Origin of the sequence: Bradyrhizobium sp., assembly GCF_049581145.1 — a bacterium.
Classification (GTDB): domain Bacteria; phylum Pseudomonadota; class Alphaproteobacteria; order Rhizobiales; family Xanthobacteraceae; genus Bradyrhizobium.
Window position 1 is genome coordinate 1 of record NZ_JBAURI010000411.1, and the last position, 25,184, is coordinate 25,184.

At 64.2% G+C, this 25,184-nt stretch carries 25 protein-coding genes, 1 other RNA gene and 1 pseudogene; 15 read left to right on the top strand and 12 right to left on the bottom strand.

Annotation, left to right across the window (positions count from 1 at the left end; all coding sequences use genetic code 11):
* The 6 genes and pseudogenes from WCB02_RS13260 to tkt form a co-directional block, all read right to left on the bottom strand.
* Window positions 1–243 (bottom strand): annotated as a pseudogene (locus WCB02_RS13260) (thiamine phosphate synthase); the annotation flags it as partial.
* A gap of 2 nt (window positions 244–245) precedes the next feature.
* A complete protein-coding gene (locus WCB02_RS13265; RefSeq protein WP_423958680.1) occupies window positions 246–1,271 on the bottom strand; it encodes a class I fructose-bisphosphate aldolase in 1,026 nt (341 codons plus the stop codon).
* 198 nt (window positions 1,272–1,469) lie between these two features.
* The gene (fba, locus tag WCB02_RS13270; RefSeq protein WP_423958681.1) at window positions 1,470–2,537 is read right to left on the bottom strand and encodes a class II fructose-bisphosphate aldolase; all 1,068 of its coding nucleotides are present in this window, start codon (window positions 2,535–2,537) and stop codon (window positions 1,470–1,472) included.
* An 87-nt stretch (window positions 2,538–2,624) separates the two neighbouring features.
* The gene (locus WCB02_RS13275) at window positions 2,625–3,821 is read right to left on the bottom strand and encodes a phosphoglycerate kinase (protein ID WP_423958682.1); all 1,197 of its coding nucleotides are present in this window, start codon (window positions 3,819–3,821) and stop codon (window positions 2,625–2,627) included.
* Window positions 3,822–3,991: 170 nt separating this feature from the next.
* Window positions 3,992–4,999: a type I glyceraldehyde-3-phosphate dehydrogenase gene (gene gap, locus WCB02_RS13280; protein ID WP_423958683.1), complete on the bottom strand. Its 1,008-nt coding sequence runs from the start codon at window positions 4,997–4,999 to the stop codon at window positions 3,992–3,994.
* Window positions 5,000–5,143: 144 nt separating this feature from the next.
* Window positions 5,144–7,129 carry a transketolase gene (gene tkt, locus WCB02_RS13285; RefSeq protein WP_423958684.1) on the bottom strand — a complete coding sequence of 662 codons (1,986 nt, stop codon included), beginning with the start codon at window positions 7,127–7,129 and terminating at the stop codon, window positions 5,144–5,146.
* Between the two features lie 294 nt (window positions 7,130–7,423).
* On the opposite strand from tkt, the gene WCB02_RS13290 reads away from it, so the two are divergent.
* The 5 genes from WCB02_RS13290 to WCB02_RS13310 all read left to right on the top strand — a co-directional run bounded on the left by WCB02_RS13290 (window position 7,424) and on the right by WCB02_RS13310 (window position 9,937).
* Entirely contained in the window at window positions 7,424–7,732 is a 309-nt protein-coding gene (locus tag WCB02_RS13290) for a DUF4164 domain-containing protein (protein WP_423958685.1), read from the top strand.
* Window positions 7,729–8,112 (top strand): cell division protein ZapA, encoded by a 384-nt coding sequence (locus WCB02_RS13295; RefSeq protein WP_423958686.1) that lies wholly within the window; start codon window positions 7,729–7,731, stop codon window positions 8,110–8,112. The genes WCB02_RS13290 and WCB02_RS13295 overlap by 4 nt, the downstream gene beginning before the upstream one ends.
* A gap of 38 nt (window positions 8,113–8,150) precedes the next feature.
* A non-coding RNA gene (gene ssrS, locus WCB02_RS13300) (6S RNA) lies at window positions 8,151–8,312 on the top strand.
* Between the two features lie 222 nt (window positions 8,313–8,534).
* Window positions 8,535–9,110 carry a 5-formyltetrahydrofolate cyclo-ligase gene (locus WCB02_RS13305; RefSeq protein ID WP_423958687.1) on the top strand — a complete coding sequence of 192 codons (576 nt, stop codon included), beginning with the start codon at window positions 8,535–8,537 and terminating at the stop codon, window positions 9,108–9,110.
* Between the two features lie 2 nt (window positions 9,111–9,112).
* Entirely contained in the window at window positions 9,113–9,937 is an 825-nt protein-coding gene (locus WCB02_RS13310; RefSeq protein ID WP_423958688.1) for a TIGR00282 family metallophosphoesterase, read from the top strand.
* Here the strand turns inward: WCB02_RS13310 and WCB02_RS13315 are convergent.
* The gene (locus WCB02_RS13315) at window positions 9,934–10,164 is read right to left on the bottom strand and encodes a hypothetical protein (protein ID WP_423958689.1); all 231 of its coding nucleotides are present in this window, start codon (window positions 10,162–10,164) and stop codon (window positions 9,934–9,936) included. The two genes, WCB02_RS13310 and WCB02_RS13315, sit on opposite strands and share 4 nt — an antisense overlap.
* Before the next feature lie 131 nt (window positions 10,165–10,295).
* A complete protein-coding gene (locus tag WCB02_RS13320; protein ID WP_423958690.1) occupies window positions 10,296–11,723 on the bottom strand; it encodes a methyl-accepting chemotaxis protein in 1,428 nt (475 codons plus the stop codon).
* Window positions 11,724–11,994: 271 nt separating this feature from the next.
* Here WCB02_RS13320 and WCB02_RS13325 point away from each other — a divergent pair, with 271 nt between their 5' ends.
* Window positions 11,995–12,741, top strand: a complete 747-nt coding sequence (locus WCB02_RS13325) for a YebC/PmpR family DNA-binding transcriptional regulator (protein WP_423958691.1) — start codon at window positions 11,995–11,997, stop codon at window positions 12,739–12,741.
* Window positions 12,742–12,763: 22 nt separating this feature from the next.
* Here WCB02_RS13325 and WCB02_RS13330 read toward each other — a convergent pair whose 3' ends face one another.
* Window positions 12,764–15,340 (bottom strand): polynucleotide kinase-phosphatase, encoded by a 2,577-nt coding sequence (locus WCB02_RS13330; RefSeq protein WP_423958692.1) that lies wholly within the window; start codon window positions 15,338–15,340, stop codon window positions 12,764–12,766.
* On the bottom strand, window positions 15,337–16,719 hold the full coding sequence (locus WCB02_RS13335) for a 3' terminal RNA ribose 2'-O-methyltransferase Hen1 (protein WP_423958704.1): 1,383 nt from the start codon (window positions 16,717–16,719) through the stop codon (window positions 15,337–15,339). The genes WCB02_RS13330 and WCB02_RS13335 overlap by 4 nt, the downstream gene beginning before the upstream one ends.
* A gap of 153 nt (window positions 16,720–16,872) precedes the next feature.
* On the opposite strand from WCB02_RS13335, the gene ruvC reads away from it, so the two are divergent.
* The 6 genes from ruvC (at window position 16,873) to WCB02_RS13365 (ending at window position 20,604) form a co-directional block, all read left to right on the top strand.
* On the top strand, window positions 16,873–17,400 hold the full coding sequence (gene ruvC / locus WCB02_RS13340) for a crossover junction endodeoxyribonuclease RuvC (RefSeq protein WP_423958693.1): 528 nt from the start codon (window positions 16,873–16,875) through the stop codon (window positions 17,398–17,400).
* Entirely contained in the window at window positions 17,397–18,014 is a 618-nt protein-coding gene (gene ruvA / locus WCB02_RS13345) for a Holliday junction branch migration protein RuvA (RefSeq protein ID WP_423958694.1), read from the top strand. Before ruvC ends, ruvA begins: the two co-directional genes overlap by 4 nt.
* A 37-nt stretch (window positions 18,015–18,051) precedes the next feature.
* Entirely contained in the window at window positions 18,052–19,101 is a 1,050-nt protein-coding gene (ruvB, locus tag WCB02_RS13350; protein WP_423958695.1) for a Holliday junction branch migration DNA helicase RuvB, read from the top strand.
* Window positions 19,101–19,523, top strand: a complete 423-nt coding sequence (locus tag WCB02_RS13355) for an NUDIX hydrolase (RefSeq protein WP_423958696.1) — start codon at window positions 19,101–19,103, stop codon at window positions 19,521–19,523. Before ruvB ends, WCB02_RS13355 begins: the two co-directional genes overlap by 1 nt.
* A gap of 84 nt (window positions 19,524–19,607) precedes the next feature.
* Entirely contained in the window at window positions 19,608–20,057 is a 450-nt protein-coding gene (ybgC, locus tag WCB02_RS13360; protein WP_423958697.1) for a tol-pal system-associated acyl-CoA thioesterase, read from the top strand.
* A 79-nt stretch (window positions 20,058–20,136) separates the two neighbouring features.
* Window positions 20,137–20,604: a DUF1348 family protein gene (locus WCB02_RS13365; protein WP_423958698.1), complete on the top strand. Its 468-nt coding sequence runs from the start codon at window positions 20,137–20,139 to the stop codon at window positions 20,602–20,604.
* Between the two features lie 146 nt (window positions 20,605–20,750).
* On the opposite strand, the gene WCB02_RS13370 is transcribed toward WCB02_RS13365, so the two are convergent.
* Window positions 20,751–21,395, bottom strand: coding sequence for a glutathione binding-like protein (locus tag WCB02_RS13370; protein WP_423958699.1), 645 nt, complete (start codon window positions 21,393–21,395; stop codon window positions 20,751–20,753).
* A 96-nt stretch (window positions 21,396–21,491) separates the two neighbouring features.
* Between WCB02_RS13370 and WCB02_RS13375 the strand changes: the two genes are divergently transcribed.
* The gene (locus WCB02_RS13375; RefSeq protein WP_423958700.1) at window positions 21,492–22,148 is read left to right on the top strand and encodes a TetR/AcrR family transcriptional regulator; all 657 of its coding nucleotides are present in this window, start codon (window positions 21,492–21,494) and stop codon (window positions 22,146–22,148) included.
* 8 nt (window positions 22,149–22,156) lie between these two features.
* Here WCB02_RS13375 and WCB02_RS13380 read toward each other — a convergent pair whose 3' ends face one another.
* The gene (locus WCB02_RS13380; RefSeq protein ID WP_423958701.1) at window positions 22,157–23,122 is read right to left on the bottom strand and encodes a 2-hydroxyacid dehydrogenase; all 966 of its coding nucleotides are present in this window, start codon (window positions 23,120–23,122) and stop codon (window positions 22,157–22,159) included.
* Between the two features lie 225 nt (window positions 23,123–23,347).
* Between WCB02_RS13380 and WCB02_RS13385 the strand changes: the two genes are divergently transcribed.
* Window positions 23,348–23,716 (top strand): YciI family protein, encoded by a 369-nt coding sequence (locus tag WCB02_RS13385; RefSeq protein ID WP_423958702.1) that lies wholly within the window; start codon window positions 23,348–23,350, stop codon window positions 23,714–23,716.
* Entirely contained in the window at window positions 23,713–24,987 is a 1,275-nt protein-coding gene (locus WCB02_RS13390; RefSeq protein WP_423958703.1) for an RNA polymerase sigma factor, read from the top strand. Before WCB02_RS13385 ends, WCB02_RS13390 begins: the two co-directional genes overlap by 4 nt.
* The last annotated feature ends 197 nt before the right edge of the window (window positions 24,988–25,184 follow it).

A 25,184-nucleotide genomic window follows, 5' to 3' on the forward strand; every position in this document is an offset into this window, starting at 1 on the left:
GAGTTCGCTCTCGCCATCGAGCAGCAGCGCGGCGCCAGCGCTCTGGATCGCGGGTGCCAACGCCTTGATGCACGAGATCTTGCCGCGCGGATCGCTCGGCCTGAGCTTGGCCAGCACCGCGGCGATGTCGGCTCCCGCCAGCAGGCCAGGCAGGCTTTCGGCCAAGGACGACGGATCCTCGATGGAAGGTGTCGCGAGATAGAGCCGCGGCATCGGACGCGGCGGAACGGATTTGGTGGCCAAATCTATGCCGCCTTTTGTTCCAGGTCGCCGGCCCACTCGCCCTTGCTGGCAAGCCCGTTCATGCGCGCGCGATGGGTGAAGGCGCGCTGGCCGCTTGCGATATTCTCCGGCCGGCCCGACCAGGCGCGCTGCGGCGCCGCCTGCAACGCACGGCCATAGGAGAAGGTGAGCCGCCACGGCAGCGGGCCAAGCCGGTGCATGGCATTGAGGTGCGCCGTCGCCTCTTCGTCGGACTGGCCGCCGGAGAGAAAGGCGATGCCGGGAACCGCAGCCGGGACGCAGGATTTCAACAGGCGAATGGTTTTCTCCGCGACCACTTCGACGGAGGCCTGTTTTGCGTTCTTCTTGCCCGAGACCGCCATATTGGGTTTCAGGATCATGCCTTCCAGCGCGACGCGCTGGACCCGCAATTCCTGGAACGTCTTGTTGAGCACGCGCTGCGTCACTTCATAACAGCGCTCGATGTCGTGATCACCGTCCATCAGGACTTCCGGCTCGACGATCGGCACGATCTGCGCGGCCTGGCACAAGGCGGCATAACGCGCCAGCGCATGAGCGTTGACATGGATCGCCGTCATGCTGGGAACATGCGCGCCGATGTCGATCACCGCGCGCCATTTCGCGAAGCGGGCGCCGCGCTCGTAATATTTCTTCAGTCGCTCCGCGAGCTTGTCGAGACCAACGGTGACGGTTTCGCCGGGGCAGTTTGGCAGCTCCTGCGTGCCCTCGTCCACCTTGATGCCGGGGATCGCGCCGGCCTGTTCAATGAGCTTGATCAGCGGCGTGCCGTCCTTGGCATTCTGCCAGATGGTTTCGTCATAGAGAATGACGCCCGAGATATATTTGCTCATCGCCTCCGCCGAGCGGAACAGCATCTCGCGGTAGTCGCGCCGCGTCTCCTCGGTCGATTCGACCTTGATCGCATCGAAGCGCTTCTTGATCGTGCCGGTGGATTCATCGGCCGCGAGAATGCCCTTGCCCGGTGTCACCATGGCAGTAGCCACTTTGTTCAACTCGGCGAGATTCATCGAAGCGTCCTCCAGAGCAAGATGCTTTGTTTTGACGCGTTTTCGTCATGATAGCGATCCCCGACCCGAATCGCGTCGGGGCCGGCCGGCACTCGAAAACGCTCTTGCAAAGCAAATAGGCGGTTCTCGGGCAATTGCCAGAATACCTTCGTAAGTTCCGGCTCGCGAAGGTTTAATGGTTCCGTCAGGCCACTTCCTTCAGGCCACTTGCGGGTCGAGTTCGCCCTTGGCGTAGCGCTTGGCCATCTCGGCGGTCGTCAGCACCTTCTTGATCTTGCCGGCCTGCCCCGCGGTGTTGAATTCCTGCAGCCGCTGCTTGCACAGTTTGGTCATTGCTTCCATCGCGGGCTTCAGATATTTGCGCGGGTCGAACTCTTCCGGGTGCTCGTGCAGCACTTTCCGGATCTGGCCAGTCATCGCCATGCGGTTGTCGGTGTCGATGTTGATCTTGCGCACGCCGTTCTTGATGCCGCGCTGAATCTCCGAAACCGGTACGCCCCAGGTCGGCTTCATCTTGCCGCCATTGGCGTTGATGATCGCCTGCAGATCCTGCGGCACCGAGGAGGAACCGTGCATCACCAGATGCATGTTCGGCAGCTTGCGATGGATTTCCTCGATCACCTTCATGGCGAGGATGTCGCCGTCTGGTTTGCGGGTGAACTTGTAGGCGCCATGCGAGGTGCCCATTGCGATCGCCAGCGCGTCGACCTTGGTCTCCTTGACGAATTTCACGGCTTCGTCGGGATTGGTGAGCAATTGGTCGTGGGAGAGCTTGCCTTCGGCGCCGTGACCGTCTTCCTTGTCGCCCATGCCGGTCTCGAGGGAGCCGAGTACACCAAGCTCGCCCTCGACCGAGATGCCCCCGAGATGGGCCATGCCGGTGACCGTCCTGGTAACCCCGACATTGTAGTCCCAGTCGGCCGGCGTCTTGCCGTCGGCTTTCAAGGAGCCGTCCATCATGACGGAGGTGAAGCCGGCCTGGATTGCTGTCATGCAGGTGTCGGGTCCGTTGCCGTGGTCGAGGTGCACGCAGACCGGAATCTGCGGATGGATCTCGGTGACGGCGTCCATCATGTGCTTCAGCATGATGTCGTTGGCGTAGGAGCGGGCGCCGCGCGAGGCCTGGATGATGACGGGCGCGTCCAGGGACGAGGCGGCGTCCATGATCGCCAGCGCCTGTTCCATGTTGTTGATGTTGAAGGCCGGCACGCCGTAATCGTGTTCCGCCGCGTGGTCGAGCAATTGACGCAACGTGATGCGAGCCATCTGTCATCTTCTCCGGTTGGGGCGGCCTCGCCCAAAATCACCCAAACAACAAGCCAAGGCGCGGTGGCGGGCTGAAGCCATCGCCCTCTATCGTATCCTCAAGACCTCGACGCCCGGCAAGGGCTTGCCTTCCATCCATTCAAGAAACGCGCCGCCGGCGGTCGAGACATAGCTGAAATCGGAGGCAACTCCGGCCTGGTTCAACGCCGCGACCGTGTCGCCGCCGCCGGCGACCGAGATCAGCTTCTTGGCCTTGGTGCGTTCGGCGGCGTGCCTGGCCGCCACCATGGTGCCGCGGTCGAATGGCGGGATTTCGAACGCCCCGAGCGGCCCGTTCCAGACCAGGGTCGCGGCGTCGTCGATCGCGGCATTGATGCGGACGATCGACTGTGGGCCGACATCCAGTATCATGCCGTCTGCGGGAATGGCATCCAGCCCATAGGCGTGGGACGGCGCGTTCGCGACGAACTGGTTGGCGATCACGGCGTCGACCGGAAGGATGATGGCGCAATTGGCGGCCTTGGCCTTCTCGATGATCCGCAGCGCGGTCGCGGCCAAATCCTTCTCGGCCAGCGACTTGCCGATGCCGACGCCCTGCGCGTGCAGGAAGGTATTGGCCATGCCGCCGCCGATCACCAGCGCGTCGACCTTGGTGACCAGGTTTTCCAGCAGATCGATCTTGGTGGAGACCTTGGCGCCGCCGATGATGGCGATGACGGGCTTGGTCGGGTGGTCCAGCGCCTTAGCCAACGCGTCGAGCTCGGCCTGCATGGTGCGCCCGGCATAGGCCGGCAGCACATGGCCGAGGCCCTCGGTCGATGCATGGGCGCGGTGCGCGGCCGAGAAGGCGTCGTTCACCCAGATGTCGCCGAGCTTTGCCAGCTCCGCGACGAAGACGGGATCGTTCTTTTCTTCCGCTTTATGGAAGCGGGTGTTTTCGAGACAGAGAATGTCGCCGTCCTTCATCGCGGCGACCGCCTTTGCCGCGGGCTCGCCGACGCAGTCATCGGCGAACGCGACCGGCCGCTTGATCAGGCCCGCGAGCGCGGCGGCAACGGGTTTCAGCGAGTCCTTTTCGTCGCGCCCTTTCGGCCTGCCGAAATGCGCGAGCAGGATGACTTTGCCGCCCTTGTCGGAAAGCTCGGTGATGGTCGGCGCGACGCGTTCGAGCCGCGTCGCGTCGCTGACGTGCCCGTTCTCCATGGGCACGTTGAGATCGACGCGGAGCAGCACGCGCTTGCCCCTTACGTCGACGTCATCAAGGGTGCGGAATTGTTTTGTCATCTATTTAGTGCCCCGCTTAGCTGGGAGGCGGATAGTCATTCTGATTGTTAGTTACACTAGCATGGCCCGGGATTACCTTCATGCCTTGGCGAAAGCCGTAGACAATAAGCGCGATCAGCATGATCGCGCCGGGTATGCCGATCCAGGCAGGTAAGGTCATCAAGTGGCCTCTACAGCAATTTCCCCATCGCCACGGCGGTGTCGGCCATGCGGTTGGAGAAACCCCATTCGTTGTCGTACCACGCCATCACCCGCACCAGCGTGCCGTTCATGACCTTGGTCTGGTCCATGTGGAAGGTCGAGGAATGCGGGTCGTGGTTGAAGTCGATCGAGACGTTCGGCGCGGTGGTATAGCCGAGAATGCCCTTGAGCTGCTGCTCGCTGGCGCGCTTCATCGCCTCATTGATTTCCTTCGGATTGGTCTCACGCTTGGCAACGATCTTCAAATCGATCACCGAGACGTTCGGGGTCGGCACGCGGATCGCGACGCCGTCGAGCTTGCCCTTCAGTTCCGGCAGCACGAGCCCGATCGCCTTCGCGGCCCCGGTCGAGGTCGGGATCATCGACATGGCGGCGGCGCGGCCGCGGTAGAGGTCCTTGTGCAGGGTGTCGAGCGTCGGCTGGTCGCCGGTATAGGCATGGATCGTGGTCATGAAGCCGGTCTCGATGCCGACCGTGTCATTCAGCACCTTGGCGACTGGCGCCAGGCAATTGGTGGTGCAGGAGCCGTTGGAGACGACCAGGTGATCCTTGGACAACGCGTCGTGATTAACGCCGAACACGATGGTGGCGTCGGCGTGGTCGGCCGGCGCCGAGACCAGCACCCGCCTGGCGCCGGCGGCGAGGTGCGCGGAGGCCTTCTCCTTGGTATTGAAGATGCCGGTGCATTCCATCGCGATGTCGACGCCGAGGTCCTTCCACGGCAGCTTCGACGGGTCGCGCTCGGCCGAAACCTTGATCTTGCCGTTGCCGAGGCTGATGGAGTCTCCCTCGACCGTCACCGTGCCTGGAAAGCGGCCATGCACGGAATCGAAGCGGAGAAGATGCGCATTGGTCTCGACCGGGCCGAGATCGTTGATGCCGACCACCTCGATATCGTTGCGGCCGGACTCGGCGATCGCCCGCAGAATGTTGCGGCCGATCCGGCCAAATCCGTTGATTGCGACGCGGACTGCCATCTGTCGTCTCCTTCAATGACTTTTGTCACCCTCCAGGGGACTTTTCGGCACCCCACAAGGCTTTTCGGGCGGACGCCCGGTTCGGCCGGGCGGGAGCGGAAAATGTGGCTCCTTGGTAGTCCCTTTTTCCGGCAATCTCAACCGTCAGCCTAATCGCTTCAGCACTGCAGCGACGGCCGCCTCGGCAGTAATTCCGAAATGTTTGAAAAGGTCCTTGGCCGGTCCGCTCTCGCCAAACGAATGCATGCCGATAAAAACGCCATCATGGCCGATCACGGCATCCCAGCCCCAGCGCACCGCGGCCTCGACCGCGACTTTGACGGGCGCCTTGCCGATGATCGCCTGTTGCCGCTCGGCGGGCTGCGCCAGCAAAAGTTCCAGCGACGGCACCGATACCACCCGCGCCGCGATGCCGCGCTCGGCCAGTTGCTTTTGCGCGGTGACGGCGATCTCGACCTCCGAACCCGAGGCGAACAGCGACACCTTGGCCTCGCCGTGAGCCGCCACCAGCTCATAGCCGCCCTGCTGGCACGGATTTTCCGCAGGTGCGGTGGTACGTAGTTGCGGCAGGTTCTGGCGGGTCAGCGCCAGCACGGTCGGGCCGTTGGCGCGGTTCAAGGCAAGCTCCCAGCATTCGGCCACTTCGACCGCGTCGCAGGGACGGAACACCCGCATGTTGGGAATCGCGCGCAACGTCGCCAGATGCTCGACCGGCTGATGGGTCGGGCCGTCCTCGCCGAGCCCGATCGAATCATGGGTCATCACATAGACCACGCCGGTGCCCATCAGCGCGGCGAGCCGCATTGCCGGCCGCGCATAGTCGGTGAACACCAGGAAGGTGGCGCCGTTCGGCGCGAAGCCGCCATGCAGGAAGATGCCGTTGAGGGCCGCCGCCATGCCGTGCTCGCGGATGCCGTAATGAATGAAGCGACCCCTCGGCGTCTTGGCGGAAAAATCCTCCGCCGATTTCGCCTTGTTGTTGTTGGAGCCGGTGAGGTCGGCCGAGCCCGCGACGAACTCGAACGGCATCGCCTCGGCGATCACGTCGATCACGGCTTCGGAGGATTTCCGGGTGGCGATGTTGAGCGGCTTTTCGAGCAGCGCCTTCTTGTAGTCCTTGAACACTTTTGCCAGTCCCGGTGGGCGTTCGTGGCGCAGCCGGCGTTCGAGCTCGGCGCGCTTGCGCGGGCCCAATTCCGCAAACCGGGCTTCCCATTGCTGCCGCGCGCTGGCACCGCGGGCGCCGGCCTCGCGCCAGCATTTCAGCACGGCGTCGGGTACCGAGAACGGTTCCTGGGAGAGGCCGAGCTTTTCCTTGGCGCCCTTCACTTCCTCCGCCCCCGGAGCCTCGCCGTGCGCCTTGGCGGTGCCGGCCCTGGTGGGCAAGCCGTATCCGATCGTGGTCTTGCAGGCGATCAGCGATGGCTTATTGGAGGCCTGCGCGCGGGTGATCGCGGCGGCGATCGCCCCCTGGTCCTGGCCGTCGATCAGCTCGGCCTGCCAGCCTGCCGACTTGAAGCGCTTCACCTGGTCGACCGAATCGGAGATCGAGGTCGGGCCGTCGATCGAGATGCCGTTGTCGTCGTAGAGCACGATCAGCTTGTTGAGCTTCCAGTGCCCCGCCAGCGCGATCGCTTCCTGCGATACCCCTTCCATCAAATCGCCATCGGACACCAGCACGTAGGTGTGATGATCGACGATCTTCCGGCCGTACTCGGCCGCCAGCATCTTCTCGGCCAGCGCCATGCCGACCGAGGTCGCGATGCCCTGGCCGAGCGGGCCCGTGGTGGTCTCGACGCCCTTGGTCCGGAAATTCTCCGGGTGGCCCGGGGTCAGCGAATCGACCTGGCGGAAACGCTTGATCTGGTCGAGCGTCATCTCCGGATTCCCGGTGAGATAGAGCAGCGCATAAAGCAGCATCGAGCCGTGGCCGGCCGACAGCACGAAGCGGTCGCGGTCCGGCCACTCCGGATGGGCGGCATCGAATTTCAGGAATTGCGTGAACAGGACGGTCGCGATGTCGGCGGCGCCCATGGGAAGACCCGGATGGCCGGACTTCGCCTTCTCCACGGCGTCCATCGCGAGCCCACGGATCGCATTGGCCATACCGGAATGATCAACCTGCGTCATGGTGGAAAATCCGTCTGAAATGAGGTGCTTGGTTGTGATGCGCAGCGGGGCGGGGGCCTGGCGGCCGCGCGAGATCAGGGTTGGATAGCATCTCGGTTCCCGGAGTCCAACGCTTTGTGGGGTCGAAAAGCTGCTTTGCAGTGCATAGCTTCGCCGCAGCGTTGCGCCGGCCCGGCTTGCCACGTAAGTTTCATGGTCTAGGCGCTTGATCTGAGCACCTGATCTAAGCACTTGGTCCGACCGCGGATTTTGCCGGGCGGCCAGCTCACCGGAAGAGGTCTCAGGCTCGCTGTCATGAACGATCGTCCCGCCAATGTGGAGCCGACATTCGCCGATATCGATGCCGCGACACGGCGGCTGATGTCGGCGCTTGATGCCCTGGAAAGCGCGGTCGAGCGGCGGCGCGAAGCCGATCGCGACGAGGATGAACTGGCGACACGAATCCAGGCCCTCGGGGCGGATCGTTCGCGGCTTGCCGACGAGCTCGACGGCTCGCTGGTGCGCTCGCGCAAGCTCGAGCGGGCCAATCGCGAGGTGGTCGAACGGCTGGATGCGGCGATCGGCACGATCCGCGCAGTGCTTGGCGTCGAGGAGAGTCTATGAGCCATATCAACGTCACCATCAATGGCCGGCAATACCGCATGGCCTGCGAGGAAGGGCAGGAGGTGCGGCTTCTGAAGCTCGCCGAGAGCCTGGAAGCGCGGATCGAAAGCCTGCGTGGCAAATTCGGCGAGATCGGCGACGCCAGGCTGACCGTGATGGCGGCATTGACCGTGTGCGACGAATTGCTCGATGCCGGCCAGCGTATCCGCAACCTGGAGGAAGAGCTGGGCTCGCTGCGCGATGTCCGCGTTGCCGCGGTGGACCGGGCCAAGGCCACCCAGACCGCAGTCGCCAACGCGCTCAATGCCGCCGCCGAGCGGATCGAGCGCACCACGCAGGTCCTGAATCGGACCATTGGCGGCGGGGTGGCGATCGGTTGACGCTGGCGGTCCGGCAGTATCGTTGCTACATAGGACCTGCGAGGCTGTGTCGCGCGTCAGGAACCATAATATCCCCGGGGCCTTATCGATCCTTTAGGGAACTGTCCCTGGCCGGGTCCGTGGATCCGGACATATGGTGCCCACCTACTTTCGTAGGGAACTCCGGGATCGAGCGTTCCAACGGCCATCATGGCTTCGCACTTTGATCTTATCCGCGTCTGTTGATTTCTCCATTTTGGTTGCTTTCCTGTCGACGCGCCGCCCGGATGCGGAGTCGCTGCCGTATTCAGCGAAGGATCCGGTGTCGGGCGGATCGAGCGCGCTGCGGCCTTGTTCGCGTCCGCATGGGCTCTGGAATACGGGTTCGCCTGCCGGGGCCTTGGTCATCCGGCCGGCCGGACGACGGAAGAACGGCATTGCGCATGTCGATGAAATCGAAAGCCGACCTTCGCGCTGCAGCACTTGCGGCGCGCGATGCCCTGAGCGGGGAGCAGCGCGCCGCCGCGGCGGAGGCAATCGCCACACGCGGACTGCCATTCGCGCTCGAGCCCGGCGCAGTAGTAGCCGGCTATTCGCCGATCCGAAACGAGATCGACCCGGCGCCGCTGATGAAAAAGCTCGCCGCGGAGGGCGCAAGGCTGGCGCTGCCGACCGTCACGGCGCGCGGTCAATCGCTGGTCTTTCGCGCCTGGTCGCCGAGCGACCGGCTGCTGCTCGGTCCGCTCGGTATCCTCGAGCCGTCGCCGGCCGCCGCGGAGGTCGTCCCGGATGTCATGCTGGTGCCGCTCGCGGCGTTCGATCGTTTGGGCCACCGCATCGGCTACGGCGCCGGCCACTACGACATCTCCTTCGCGCATCTGCGCAAGATCAAGACCATCGCGGGCATGGGTCTTGCTTTCGCAGTGCAGGAAATCAAGGCCATCCCGGCGATGTCGCACGACGTGCCACTGGATTATGTGCTAACGGAGAGGCGCGTATTCGACTTCCGGAGTTCATAGCCTTGCGCATTCTTTTCGTCGGCGACGTCGTCGGCCGGGCGGGGCGAACCGCCGTCTTGGAGCATCTGCCGGGCCTGGTTCGTGACTGGACGCTCGACTTCGTCGTCGTCAATGGCGAGAACGCGGCCGGCGGATTCGGTATCACGGAGGCGATCTATCAGGAGCTGTTGGACGCCGGCGCCGACGCCATCACGCTCGGCAACCACGCGTGGGACCAGCGTGAGGCGCTGGTATTCATCGAACGCGCGCCGCGCCTGGTCCGTCCGGCGAATTTTCCGAGGGGCACGCCGGGCCGCGGCGCGGCCCTGATCGACACCAAGAGCGGCAAACGCGCGCTCGTCATCAACGCGATCGGCCGCGTCTTCATGACGCCGTTCGACGATCCCTTTGCCGTTATCGCCCGGGAACTCGAAGCCTGCCCGTTGCGCCAGGCGGCGGACGCGACCGTGCTCGATTTCCATTGCGAGGCGACCAGTGAGAAGCAGGGCATCGGCTTCTTCTGCGACGGCCGTGCCAGCCTCGTCGTCGGCACGCACACCCACGTGCCGACCGCCGACCATCAGATTCTCGTTGGCGGCACCGCCTACATGACCGATGCCGGCATGACCGGCGATTATGATTCGATCATCGGGATGCAGAAGGAAGAGCCGCTGCGCCGCTTCACCACCGGCATTCCGTCGGGCCGCTTCGAGCCGGCCAGCGGCACCGCGACACTGTCGGGCGTCGCGGTCGAGACGGATGATGCGACCGGGCTTGCGCTCAAGATCGCGCCGGTGCGGATCGGCGGAAGGCTGGAGCCGGCGCTACCGGGATTCTGGTGCGCTTAGAACCCGAAGAACTTCGCCCGCAGCGCGTCCTCGTATTTCGCCTTTGCCGCTTTCACGATCGAGCGCATCTCGTCCTCGTCGAAATGCGCCGCTTCCCATTTGTCGACTTCGGCGACGGTATGATTGACGGAGGCGAGCTCTTCTTCCTTGCGGATGGCGCCAATCCAGGCTTCGACCGCATTCTTGTAGTCGGCCTGCAGCGCGTCGAGCTCCGGATATTCGCTCATCTCAAACTCCCCAAGGGATGCATGATCTTCGATGCATGATCTCTTCGATGCGTGATCGCTTCAGGGGCGTTTATAGACAGCCGAGGTGAACGAACGACGACACGGCGCCGGTCTCGGGCCAACGGCGCTGCTCAGGATTGCCGAAAACCCATGCGGAAGGAGCCCCAGTGGCGGCCCCGGACCAGAATCGGCGACGACAGGTCGTTCATCAGGACGAAATGCCCGCCGCCCATGTCGCGGCGGTAGGTCTGCAGCAGGAATGGTTTTGTGCTGGCGGCGACCTTCTTGACCGCGCGATCATTGAACAGGCGACGGTTGCGGCAGTGCGCGTTGTTCCAGACCGGGTCCCCTCCTTGCGGCAGGCAGTAATCCGGATTGTGGGTCGGAAGATAACCGCCTCTCGCCCAGGCAACACAGAACACGATGCGCGGATCGGATTTCTGGATCGGGTCCTGGATCGCCGGCAGCACGCGATCGGTGAACGCGACGTAGTCGGTGAGGTACTGCTTGGGATCGGTGCCGGGAATTTCCCGATATTTCTCGTCCATCAACTGATCGAGCGTGATCTCGCCGCGCTCGATCGACGACTCGAACAGTTGCGATATCCGTTTGGCCGTGTCGACGACGCTACGGATCAGCGGCGTATCCGATATTTCCACGCCGCTGTTGACGATCAAGGCGATCAGCCCCTCGGAAACGTCGAGCAGTTTTGCCACTCTCTCGTCGGCGTGTTTCAGATCATTTGAGGAAAGGTCGACGCCCTTGGCGAGATTGGCGAGTTCCTCGATGACCATGTCGCAATGGGCAAGATTGGAAGTGGCGGCTTGCGCCACGCCGTCGATCTCGTGGTCGACCTTGGTAAAGCCGTCCTGCACCCGGGCGATGATGCCACTGATCTGCTGGGCGCCGTCGCCGGCATTCTTGGCCCGCACCGAGGCTTCGCCGCTTTCGCTGACCAGTTGGCTAACCTCGCCGTCCAGGCCGCGAACGGTGTCGCCGATCTGATGCGTGGCCTGCCGCGTCGCCTCGGCAAGGTTCTTCACCTCGCCGGCGACCACCGCAAAGCCTCTCCCCGCGTCGCCGGCGCGCGCCGCCTCGATGGTCGCGTTGAGCGCAAGCAGGTTGGTCTGTTTGGCGATGGTTTCGATGGAGGTTGAGACTTTCGCGACCTGCGCCAGCGCCGACGAGACCGCGCCGAGCCGGCTTTCGATGCGGGCGACGGCCTCGACCAGCTCGGCGATATGGGCAACCGCGGTTTCCACCACGGTGCGCGACTGGGTGATGTCGCCGACGGCTGCTGATGCCGCAGACTGCACGGTGCGCGAGGCGTCGGCAATGTTGTGATTGGCCGAGACCATGGTCTTGGCGGTCTGTTGCAGTTGGCCAAATCGCTCGGCTTGGATGGAGACCCGCTGGGCCACTTCCTGGACGTTGCCGGCCACGTCGGCGAGTTCGACACCGAGGCCGCCGATTCGGTCGGCCAGCTGGTCGACCAACCGCTCACTGTCCGTGCGGACGGCAGGGGCGACTTCCAACTTCGCGGGCTGGGCGACCGACATTCGGTTTCCTCCAGGTGAAAAGGGCGGCGACCGGTTCAGCACGACAAAATGCCGGTCGTCGCTTCGGGCGGATCTTGCGTCCGCGCGTCTTTGGACAATTGTTGTTGCCATCCTTACACTTGGGGGTGAAGTCATGGTTAACTTTTGCTGCACGGCAGCGTTACCAAATTACCGAAAACATCGCCAAATCTTTGATTTTGCCCGCCGCGCGGCCTATAACGCCGCCCTTTCCACTTCCCCACATCCCGGACGAATCTGAAGAGACACCCGCATGGCCGGTCATTCCCAGTTCAAGAACATCATGCACCGCAAGGGTCGGCAGGATGCCCAGAAGTCGAAACTGTTCGGCAAGCTGGCGCGGGAAATCACGGTGGCCGCGAAGCTCGGAACACCGGACCCCGCGATGAATCCGCGACTGCGCGCGGCGGTGGCCGCGGCGCGCGAGGAGAACATGCCGAAGGACAATATCGAGCGCGCGATCAAGAAGGCGATCGGCGGCGAGGGCGACAATTACGACGAGATCCGTTACGAGGGCTATGGCCCGGGCGGCGTCGCGATCATCGTCGAGGCGCTGACCGACAACCGCAACCGCGCAGCGTCCGACATCCGCTCCTATTTCACCAAGGCCGGCGGCAACCTCGGGGAGACCGGTTCGGTCTCCTTCATGTTCGATCGTACCGGCATCATCGAATATGATGCGAAGGCGGCGTCCGACGACGCGATGCTGGATGCGGCGATCGAGGCCGGCGCGGACGATGTTCTCTCGAGCGAAAGCGGACACGAAATCTACGCGGCGCAGGACCATTTCCGCGAGGTCGCCAAGGCACTGGAAGCCAAATTCGGCGAACCGCGCAAGGCGGCGCTGACCTGGAAGCCGCAAAACACCGTCTCCGTGGACGACGAGACCGGCGAGAAGCTGTTGAAGCTGATGGATGTGCTCAACGAACACGATGACGTTCAGAACGTGTTCGCCAATTTCGAGATTTCGGACGCGCTGATGGCCAAGCTGGGCGGGTAGCCGTCGGGAGCAGACCCGCCCTTCAGAGTCGCGGATCGATTGGCTCGCTCTCGAGCGCCAGAACCGCGAACACGCATTCATGGACCCTCCTGAGCGGTTCGCGGGCCACGAAGCGCTTCAAGGCCTCATGACCAAGAGCGAATTCGCGAAGGGCGAGATTGCGTTTGCCTCCGAGGCGGCGCTCGCGCAGACGGACAAGATTCGCAGGCGCATCGTATTCGGGGCCATAGATGATGCGGAGATATTCATGCCCGCGGACCTTCAATGCTGGCTGGATCAGCCCCTTCTTTCCGCGGGCAATGAACTCGCGCGGTTTGATCACGATGCCTTCGCCGCCATGGCTTGTAAGGGCCTCCCACCAGGCGACGGCATCAGCGACGGCGCCGGGATCTTCAAGCGGGACCGTGCGCCATTGCGTGCGGGATACGACGTTGTCGCCCGCTGCCGCCAGCCGGTCGGCAATCCCCATGTGCCAGACATGATCCTGATCAAACCAGACGCGCCCTTCGCTTGCGAGCAGATGGAAGGGGGCGAGCTTGAGGTCGCCGACGCCTGAGACCGGCCAGACATAGGGTGCCCAGGCCTTGCCATAGAGCGCGGCGCGTTGCGCGCGGTCGGCGAAGCGGTCGCGAAGCGCCGCAATGTCCAGGCCACGATCGCCGGCGCGGGTGAAAGCTTCGGCTGCGGCGGCGAACCCCGCGCGTGATGAGGTGGCCACCGGCGCGTATTGGCTTTGGATCAGGCTGCCTGCCTTGGCGGACCACGGCATGATTTCGGCGTCGAGCAGCAGCCAATCGGTCGCAAGCTCGTTCCACAGGCTGGCCCTCTCGACCACCGCGCGCAGGCGGGAAAGAAGCTGCTCCGTCAGCGCCGGATCATCGAAGAAGCTCCGGCCGGTGCGGGTCCAGATCGCGCCGGTTTCATTGCCGGCGGCATCAAATCGCGCCTTGGCGGCCTCTGCGGTCGTGCACAGCGCAACCACCGCGCGCGAGCCCATGTGCTTTTCCTCGCACACGACGTCCCTGACACCCCTGTCGCGAAAATGAGCGAAAGCTTCCTCGGGCCGTTCCAGCCAGCCTTGGTGGGCGCTGGTTTCGGTTGGCGACATGGTCGGCGGCAAATAGGCGAGCCATTGCGGCGCCAGCGCAAACCGGCTCATGACTTCCAGCGCGGCGGACGCGTTCTCTTCCGCGATGACGATGCGGCCCTTCAATTCGGTCTCGATCCAGCGGCGACCGCTGACGTCCTTGATGTCGAGGACCCGATCCGCGTCGGCCTGGGCCGACGCGGTATTGGCAAGTTCGCCGAGCGGGCGGATTGGTTCGAACCAGGTTCGCTCGGCTGCAACCTCGACCAGCTCCTTTTCGGGCCAGCGCAACGCCGTCAGCTTGCCGCCAAAGACACAGCCGGTGTCGATGCAGATGGTGTTATTCACCCAGTCCGCGCGCATCACCGGTGTGTGGCCATAGACGACGGTCGTCGATCCGCGATACGTCGCGGCCCAGTCGGCGCGGACGGGCAGACCAAATTCGTCGATCTCGCCGGTGGTTTCCCCGTAAAGCGCGAATGCTCGCACGGCGCCGGATCCGCGACCGATCATGTCTTCCTTCAGGCCGGCATGCGCCACCGCGAGCCGTCCGCCATCGAGCCAGACGTGACTGCGCAGCCCATCGAGGAATTTCGCCAGCGCCTCACGAAACCCGCGATGCTGGCCTCCCAACTGATCGATGGTCTGCTGCAGGCCGTGGCCGATCTTGACTTTCTTGCCGGATAGCCAACGCTGCAGCTTTTGATCATGATTGCCCTGCACGGCATAGGCCGTCCCGGCCGCGGTCATGCTCATCGCGATGCGCAGGACGTCGGGTGAATTTGGTCCACGGTCGGTCAGATCGCCGACAAAGACGACCTTGCGTCCTTGCGGCGGCACGACGGTGACCGTCCGATCGCCCGCGCCATCTGCCCATTCGACGCGATAGCCGAGCAGGGTCAGGAGGCGCTGGAGTTCGTCCGAACAGCCATGAATGTCGCCAACGATATCGAACCGGCCGGTGTCATGCCGCTTGTCGGTCCACAGTGGCTGACGCGTCAGCTCTGCCGCGTCAATCATCGCCACGTCCGACAATTTCCAGACTCGGCGGAAGCCCTCGCGCTCCAGGCCGCCAAGACCGCGACGCACCTCCGAAACCATCCGCTGCACCACCTGCCCGCCGAAGGCGCGATCGGGCCGCGTGCCGTTGCGCTCGATGCAAACGTCGATACCCGGATCGAATACGATGGCAACGGGCAAGGCGTGCCACTGTCGCGCCAACTCGATCCATCTCTTGCGATCCGCCGGCCGGACATTCGTCGCGTCGACGACGGCAAGCTTCCTGTGCTTGAGCCGTTTGCCGGCGATCTCGTGCACGAGGTCGAACGCATCCTCCGTGACGCCCTGATCGGTCTCGTCGTCGGACACGAGCGCGCGGCAGTAGTCCGATGAGATCACTTCGGTCGGCATAAAATGCTTCGCCGCGAACGTCGATTTTCCAGATCCCGTCGAGCCGATCAGGACGACCAGCGAGAAGTCGGGAATCTCAATTTTGCGATCGGCTGAACTCATCGGGTAAACACTGCCATCTGCGTCGGGGCGCCCCGCGCGACGTCCTGTCGGCCGATGCCATGCAATGCCGCCCGGTAGCCATAGGTCGAGCCAATCCTGTCCGCCCAGGCCTGAAACTCGGCGCGGGTCCATTCGAAGCGGTGGTCGGGATGGCGATAGGCTCCGGCGGCGAGCTTCGGAAACAACACGTTGTATTCCGCGTTGGGGGTGGTCACCACCACCGTGACCGGGTGCGCCTCGCCAAACACGACCCGCTCCACGAGCGGCAGCCGGTCGCGGTCCAGATGTTCGATGACCTCCACGAGCGCGGCGGCCTCAGCGCCGGCCCATCGGTCGTCGCGATAGGTCAGCGACCCATGCAGCAGTGAAACGCGTTCATCCGGCGGGCCACCCGGCAAATGGAGTTTCAGCCGCTTGGCCGCCCATTCCAGTTCGCGCGCCGCGGGGTCCAGGCCGATCAGGCGCTCTGCCCAGCGCTCGCGGAGGAGACGCTGCAACAACTTGCCCTCGCCACAGCCCAGATCGGCGATCGTCTTGGCTCCCGCCGCGCGAAGCACCTCGACAACCGCCATCATGCGTTCGTCGTTGAGCCGGATCGGCGCCTCCAGCGCATCTTCGGGCGCGGCGCGGGCTTCGGGCTCGATCGCTTCCTGCTGGGTTTCAGGCACCAGGCGGTCGAGCGCGGCACGCGCCAGCATGCCGCGATGACGAAGGTAGCGGCGCACGATCAGCTCCTTGGCCGGGTGCTGGTCGAGCCATCCTTCGCCGCGCCTGAGGAGTTTATCGATTTCGTCCTCGCCGACAAAATAGTGCTTGGCGTCGTCCAAGACCGGAATCAACACATAGAGATGATTGAGCAGCGTGCTCAGGCGGGACATCCCGGTCAGCGCCACGCGGGCATAGAGCCTGCCGGTCGACGCCGTGTCCGCAGCTTCGACCGGTTCGACCCGCACGCCCCAACCCAGCGGTTCAAAGAGTTCCCGAAGCAGCTTCTCGCCGCCGCGCAACGGCAGCGGCGTCACGACGGCTTCGAGGGGAATAGGACTGTCGGCAAGTTCCGGCCGCGCATTGCAGACGCCCGTCATCGCGGTACGGAACGCCTTGTTGAGGGCGACCGACAGGAAAGACGAGGCCGCATAGGGGCGATCATTGACGTATTGATCCAACAGTCCGTCGGCCTGACCTTTTCCCCGAACCAATCCAACGGGATCGACGTCCAGCACGAGCACGGCTTCGCAACGCGTCTGGTCGGCATCGGGGTAGAAGACCCATGCCTTGCCGAACGTCAGTTCGATGTCATGCAGGCGCTCGGGATGCTTGTGCAGCAGATATCCCAGGTCCGTTGCTGGTTGATGCGTGGTTGCGATCGACAAAAACATGCCGCTCAATAACGGAAGACCCGCGAGACATCCAGTTGAGGCATTTCGTCATCGGGTCCCGGGAAACCTGAGGGGCGCCAGGCTCCGTGGTTTCAAGGGGACGACGTCTTGTTTGTGTTTCGTTCCCGGCGCGCGGGCGGTATCAATGATCCCATGTCATCCCCCCCGATTCGCGGTCCCATCCGTATCCTCGGCATTGATCCGGGCCTGCGTCGCACCGGCTGGGGCGTGATCGAGACCGACGGCAACCGGCTGGTTTTTGTTGGCTGCGGCTCGGTGGAACCGAAGGAAGGCCTGCCGCTGGCCAGCCGCCTGCTCGGGATCCATGAGGGACTGGCCGCGGTGCTCGAGACGTTCAGGCCTCTGGAAGCCGCCGTCGAGCAGACCTTCGTCAACAAGGATGGCGTCGCCACGCTGAAACTCGGCCAGGCGCGCGGGGTCGCCATGCTGGCGCCCGCAATGTTCGGCATCGAGGTCGCGGAGTACGCGCCAAACCGGGTGAAGAAGACCGTGGTCGGCGCCGGTCATGCCGACAAGAGCCAGATCCTGGTGATGCTGAAGATCCTGCTGCCGAAAGCCGAGCCGAAATCCGCTGATGCCGCCGACGCGCTGGCGATCGCGATCACGCACGCCCATCATCGCCAGAGCGCCGCGCTGCGGCTCCGGGTGGTCGGGGTATGATCGGCAAGCTCAAGGGCCTGATCGATTCCTATGGCGAGGATTTCGTCATCCTTGACGTCGGCGGTGTCGGCTATCAGGTGCATTGCTCGGCGCGCATCTTGCAGGCGCTGCCGGCGCCGGGGGAGGCCGCGGTGCTCGCGATCGAGACCTATGTCCGGGAAGATCAAATAAAACTGTTCGGGTTTCGCAGCGACATCGAGCGCGAATGGTTTCGGCTGCTGCAGACCGTGCAGGGCGTCGGCGCCAAGGTGGCGCTCGCCGTGCTCGGCACGCTGCCGCCGGCCGAACTTGCCAACGCGATCGCGCTGCGTGACAAGGCATCGATCGCGCGCACGCCGGGCGTCGGTCCGAAAGTCGCCGAGCGCATCGTCACCGAGTTGAAGGACAGGGCGCCCGCGTTCGCCAGTGTCGATCCGGCCGTGCTGAGCCTGTCCGGCGCGCTCGACGATCAGCGCGCGCCGCGCCCGGTCACGGATGCGATCTCCGCGCTGGTCAATCTCGGCTACGGCCAGCCGCAGGCGGCGGCTGCGATTGCGACGGCCTCGCGCAGCGCCGGGGAGAATGCCGAGACGGCACAATTGATCCGGCTGGGCCTGAAGGAATTGGCGAAGTGAGCGGCTGCCCCTCGCCGGTGCGTGCTATGCTCCCCGCATGACCCCGCCCTCCCGCATCGTCACGCCCGAACCCCGCACAGAGGATGCGCCCGACACCGCGCTGCGCCCGCAGCTTCTGTCGGAGTTCGTCGGCCAGGCGCAGGCGCGGAAGAATCTTTCGATCTTCATCGAGGCTGCGCGAAAACGCGGCGAGGCGCTCGACCACGTGCTGTTCGTCGGTCCGCCCGGTCTCGGCAAGACCACGCTGGCGCAGATCGTGGCGCGCGAGCTCGGCGTCGGCTTTCGCGCTACCTCCGGCCCGGTGATCGCCAAGGCCGGTGATCTCGCGGCGCTGCTGACCAATCTCGAGGAGCGCGACGTGCTCTTCATCGATGAAATCCATCGGCTGAGCCCCGCTGTGGAAGAGGTGCTCTATCCTGCGATGGAGGATTTCCAGCTCGACCTCATCATCGGCGAGGGCCCGGCGGCGCGCTCCGTCAAGATTGAGCTGTCGAAATTCACCCTGGTCGGCGCCACCACGCGCGCCGGCCTTCTGACCAATCCGCTGCGCGACCGTTTCGGCATTCCGGTGCGGCTGAACTTCTACACCGTGGAGGAGCTGGAGAAGATCGTCACCCGCGGCGCCCGCGTGCTGAAGATCGGCATGACGCCGGATGGCGCCAACGAGATCGCCCGCCGGGCCCGCGGCACGCCGCGCATCGCCGGCCGGCTGCTGCGCCGGGTGCGCGATTTTGCTTCCGCTGCGGACACCGATTCGATCGATCGCGAGATCGCCGACCACGCGCTGAGCGCGCTCGAAGTCGACGCCGCCGGCCTTGATGCGATGGACCGGCGCTATCTGATGACGATCGCAATGAATTACGGCGGCGGCCCGGTCGGCGTGGAGACGCTGGCGGCGGCGCTGTCGGAGCCGCGCGACGCGATCGAGGACATCATCGAGCCCTATCTGATCCAGTGCGGCTATCTGCAGCGCACGCCGCGCGGCCGGCTGTTGACCCCGCACGCCTTCCACCACCTCGGCCTCGCCGAGCCTTCACGCGATCCGGCGCAGTTCGGCCTGTTCGGGAGCGAGGGCGAGGACGAATGATGGACGCCGGGACCATCGAGATCGTCGCGGCGCTGATCTGCAATGAGAAGGGCCGCGTGCTGCTGGTGCGCAAGCGCGGAACCACGGCCTTCATGCAGCCGGGCGGCAAGCGCGAGGCGGGCGAGAACGACCTCGCGGCTCTCTCGCGTGAAATCGCCGAGGAACTCGGTTGCGCGGTGGTCCGCTCCTCGATCCGGCCGCTTGGTAAGTTCGACGCGGTCGCCGCGAACGAACCGGGTTTTCGGGTGCGGGCTTGCCTGTATGAGGTCGATGTGACCGGCGCGATTGCGCCAAGCCAGGAAATCGACGAGACGATCTGGATCGATCCGGGGGCGCCGCCCGATATTCCCCTGGCGCCGCTGACGCGTGATCACGTGCTGCCGCTGGCTGCGATGAGGAGGCCCGGCGAGGCAACATCGTAACTCGATCATGATTTGCTGCGCTTGCGCGGCTGGCGGATTTTGCGCAAAACGATGCGCATGTTCGAGGGCAATCGAGGCGCAGCAGTGACACATCCCCATATCGATGGCGAAATCCGCGACGGCCGCCATCACATGCAGGTGCGGGTGTATTACGAAGATACCGACTTTTCCGGCATCGTCTATCACGCCAACTATCTGCGTTTCATGGAGCGCGGCCGCACCAATCATCTGCGCCTGATGGGCGCCGAACAGCACGCGCTGTTTTCCGAAGCGGAACGGGAGACGCCGGGCTTTGCCTTCGTGGTGCGGTCGATGGAAATCGATTTCCTGAAGCCGGCGCGGATGGACGACGTGCTGGACGTCGTGACCTGGCCGGTCGCGGTCAAGGGCGCATCGATCATATTGGCGCAGGAGGTGCGGCGTGGCGCCGACGTTCTTGTCAAGGCACAAGTACGTGTCGCCTTCATCAGCGAGGGACGGGCACAGCCGATTCCGAAATCGCTGCGACAATTGCTGAAGGCGGATTTGATCTAGCTATCAGCCGATAGACAACGGGCCATCGACTTATCGAAATATGGCAATAGAGTTTGCGGCCTCACGATAGGAGACACCCATGCCGCGACCCCCGCTCCCGCCGTTCACCAAGGACACCGCCGGGCAAAAAGCCCGCATGGCGGAAGATGCCTGGAATTCGCGCGATCCCGGACGCGTGGCGCTGGCCTATACCGAGGACAGCCGCTGGCGCAACCGGTCAGAGTTCTTCGAGGGCCGCGACGCCATCGTCGCGTTCCTGACGCGCAAATGGCAGAAGGAACTGGACTATCGCCTGGTCAAGGACCTCTGGGCCTTCGACGGCAATCGCATCGCGGTGCGGTTTCAATATGAATGGCACGATGCGGGGGGCCAATGGCACCGCTCCTACGGCAACGAACAATGGGAATTCGACGAGCACGGCCTGATGCGGCGGCGCGAGGCCAGCATCAACGATATCGAGATCGCCGAGAAGGACCGCCGTTTCCGCTGGCCGGCGCCGGGCTCGCGGCCGGCGGACGTGCCGGGATTGGGCGATAGTCCGTTCTAGCGCCGTTTGCGATTGCGTTCCTCGAACGCAGTGCACCGCCATGGGCGGTGCACTGCTGATCCCGGGTCCATACCTCGAGCCAAAAATGGGTCTCGGCTCTGCGGAGTAGCGCAAGCGCTGCGCCGCGTCCAGGAGACGACCTCTCCTTATGCCGCCGCCTTGTGGCGGGCGAACTCGGCCTTGTAGAGCTCGAATTCCTCCGTGAGCGCCTTCGCGATCGACGGCCGCGCGCGCAGCCGCTCGTAATAGGCCTTGACGGTCGGCCATTTCGCCAACTCCACCGGTGGTGTTGCCATGGTCCAGTTGATCACCGTGACGAGATAGGCGTCGGCGACGCTGAAATGGTCCAGCAGATAGTCGCGGCCTTTCAGATAATTCTCAAGGTAGTCGAGCCGCGACAGGTTTTTCTCAAGCACATAGCTCTTCACCTCCGGTCCCGCTTTCCTGTCGAGCAGCGGCACGAACAATCCCTTGTGCAGTTCGGTGCCGATGAAGCACAGCCATTGCTGCAGCCGGCTGCGCTCGATGCCGGAGGCGGCCGAGATGCCGGCCTCGGGAAAACGGTCCGCGACATATTGCAGAATGGCGGCGTTCTCAGTGAGCACGGTGCCGTCGTCGGTGCGCAGTGTCGGCACCAGCCCGAGCGGATTCACCTTGCGAAAATCCGAGCCGTCGTTCTGCACCAGTTTGGTCTTGGGATCGACCTCGAGAAAATTGGCGGATTCACCGGCCTCGTAGAGCGCAATGCGGGTCGCAAGTGAACAGGCGAGAGGCGAGAAATAAAGGTCCATGGCTGTCTCCCTGGCGATTTGGCCATACGTTACTGGCCGGGTTGATTTTTGTACTCTTTTGCATAATATAAATCCGGTCAAGGAATTTCTTTCGAAATGGTACAAAAGAACAAGAAGTCTTCGCGCGCACCGAAAATCAATGCGCCGGCTGCGCCGAAGCGGCGCGGGCGGCCGCGCGCCTATCATCCGGAAGTGGCGCTCGGCAAGGCACTCGATCTGTTCCGGCAGGGTGGTTTCGCCGCGACCTCGCTCGACGATCTCAGTGCCGCGACCGGCATGAACCGGCCGAGTCTTTACGGGGCGTTCGGCGACAAGCGCGAGCTCTACATCAAGAGCTACCAGCGCTATCGCGACGACGCGCGCGCGGCGACGATCGATATTTTTCGCGAGGAGATGCCGATCCGAAAACGCCTGGCGCGCATCTATGGAGTCGCGCTCGATATCTATCTCTCGGGCTCGTCCGGTCCGCGCGGTTGCTTCACGGTGATGACGGCGGCTTCCGAAGCGGTCGCCGATCCCGACATCCGCGCCATGGTACTGGAAGGGCTTTCGCAGCTCGACAAGGCTTTTGCCAGCTGTTTCCGCCGCGCCAAGGACAACGGCGAGCTTTCGGCGTCAGCCGATCCGACCGCGCTGGCACAACTCGCGTCGGCCACGATCCACACCATTGCGATCCGCGCCCGCGCCGGGATTCCGCGCCAGGAGCTGGAAGCAATCGTCAATGGCGCGATCGATGTGATGCTCGGAAAATAGCCGGACCTTCAATAGCCCCGCGCGCGATCGACCACATTGTCCAGCACGCCGCCGGCCTCAAAGTTTTCGATCTGCCGCGCCACATATTTCGAGATTTCGTCCGGGTCTGTGTCGGCCGCGTTGTGCGGCGTCAGCACCACCTTGGGATGGGTCCAGAACGGACTGTCCACAGGCAGCGGTTCCTGCGCGAAAACGTCGAGCGAGGCCGCGCCCAGCGTGCCATCGTCGAGGCAGCCGAGGATATCGGCTTCGTTCTGCAGGCCGCCGCGGCCGGCATTGATCAGAACCGGTGCGCCCAGCGGACCGTCGCGCTTCAGTTTCGCGAACAGATCGCGGTTGAGGATATGCCGCGTCTCGCTTGTCAGCGGCAACAGGCAGACCAGGATAGCGGTCCGCCGCAGGAACGCGTCGAGCTGGCCGTCGCCATGAAAACACGCGACGCCGTCGACTTGCTTCTTGCTGCGGCTCCAGCCGGCGACGCGAAAGCCGATCCGGCCGAGCACGTCCGCCGCATCAGCGCCAAGCGTGCCGAGCCCCATGATGCCGACCGAAATCGCGCTGGCCGGCCACTGGAATTTCGGCACCCAGCGTTTGCTGCGCTGCTGGTCCCGCAAATACAGTTCCTGGCGGTGGTGCATCAGCACGTGAAGAACGACATATTCGGTCATCCGGCCGGTGAGGTCGCCGACCGCGACCCGGACCAGCGGCACGTTCGGCAGCGTCTTGTCGGCCATGAGTGCATCGACGCCGGCGCCAAGGTTGAAGATGACCTTCAGGTTCGGAAAACAAGCAAGGTCGCCGGGAGACGGCTTCCAGACCGCGGCGTAATGCACCTTGGCCGGATCTCGCTTGGCCTCAGGTGGCAGTAGGATCGGGCGGTCATGGCAGACCGCGCGAAACCGCGCGGTCCAGCGTTCAGGCGACCAATTGTCGGTGCCGCCATGGATCAACAGCGCGAGTGCGCCTTTGCTCATCGGAATTTGCCCCGTCGTTCGAACACCTCATGCCACATTACCGGGGTGGCGCGCGCCCGAAAAATTGTTCTCGGCTGGAGTAACCAGCGCGAAAATCAGGGCTATCCGGGCCTTGCGCGCCATCGCGACACACGGTTATGCCCGATGCCATTCGAATTTTTTCTCGCTGGCCTGTCGGCTCCGGGCATACTGCTTCGTCTTCCAGTGAAATCGGGAACCCATCAGATGCTCTATGCCATCCTTTGCTACCATGATGAGGATTTTGTCGGCTCCTGGACCAAGGAACAGGACGCAGCCGTGATGCAAAAGCTCGCGGTGGTGCAGAACAAGCTCGCCAAGGAGGGCCGGCTGGGCCCGGTGGCGCGGCTGCTGCCGACCACGGCAGCGACCACGCTGCGCAAGGAAAACCCGCCGCTGGTGCTCGACGGACCCTATGCCGAGACCAAGGAGCAACTGCTCGGTTTCTATCTCGTCGACTGCAAGAATCTCGAGGAGGCGCTCGATGTCGCCCGCGATCTGGGCGCCGCCAATCCCGGCGGCGCCTATGAGATCCGTCCGGTCGGCCTGTTTGCGCCCGGACGGTCTGCGCCATGACCGATACCGCCTGGATCGACGCTGCCCTGACCTCGGCGCGTCCCCAGGCGATCGGCGCGCTGCTGCGCTATTTTCGCGATCTCGATGCCGCACAAGAAGCGTTTCAGAACGCCTCGTTGCGGGCGCTGAAGAACTGGCCGCAGAACGGCCCGCCGCGCGATCCGGCGGCGTGGCTGATCATGGTCGGGCGCAACGCCGGGATCGACGAGGTGCGGCGCGGCCGCAAACAGCAGCCGCTGCCCGAGGACGATCAGGCCATCTCCGATCTCGACGACGCCGAGGCGCAGCTTGCCGAACGGCTCGACGGCTCTCATTACCGCGACGACATCCTGCGGCTGATGTTCATCTGCTGCCATCCCGAACTGCCGGCGACCCAGCAGATCGCGCTGGCGCTGCGCATCGTCTGCGGCCTGACGGTCAGGCAGATCGCGCGCGCCTTCCTGGTGACGGAAGCCGCGATGGAGCAGCGCATCACCCGCGCCAAGGCGCGTGTCGCGGACGCCGATGTGCCGTTCGAGACGCCGGGCGCGGTCGAGCGCAATGAGCGGCTGGCGGCAGTGGCCGCGATGATCTACTTGATCTTCAACGAAGGCTATTCCGCGAGCGGCGAGACCGCCGCAATCCGCAAGCCGCTGTGCGAAGAGGCGATCCGGCTGGCGCGGCTATTGCTGCGGCTGTTTGCCGGCGAGCCGGAGATCATGGGACTGACGGCGCTGTTGCTGCTGCAGCATGCGCGCGCGGATGCGCGGTTCGACGCCAGCGGAGCGGTCATCCTGCTCGACGATCAGGACCGCTCGCTCTGGAACCGGAAGCTGATCGCCGAGGGATCGGCGCTGATCGACAAGGCGATGCGTCATCGTCAGAGCGGTCCCTATCAGATCCAGGCTGCGGTCGCGGCCTTGCATTGCCAGGCCGAACGACCCGAGGCCACCGACTGGGCGCAGATCGACCTGCTCTATGGCGCGCTGGAGGCGATCCAGCCGTCGCCGGTGGTGACGCTCAACCGGGCGGTCGCGGTATCCAAGGTGCGCGGGGCGGAAGCGGCGCTCGCGATGATCGAGCCCCTGGCGCCGCGGCTGTCGAACTATTTTCATTTCTTCGGCTTGCGCGGCGCGCTCTTGATGCAGCTTGGCCGCAACGAGGAGGCGCGCACAGCTTTCGACCGCGCCATCGCGCTCGCCAACACGTCGGCTGAAGCTGCTCATATCAGAATGCATCTCGATCGCCTGATCCGCGACAGCCAGCCGCGCGATGCCGGCGAGCGGACCTAGAGTCCTTCAAAAAATGTCGCCGCCGGCGATGTCGGATTGCACTCGGCCCGTTCGTCTATTGGTAAAAGCAACAGTCCGTCCGTGGGACACCCGAGCGGCCGACCCGATCAACAACCGAGGAGCAAGCGATGCTGAACCCCTACCTGTTCTATGACGGCAATTGCGAAGCGGCGTTCAAGTTCTACGAAAAGACGCTC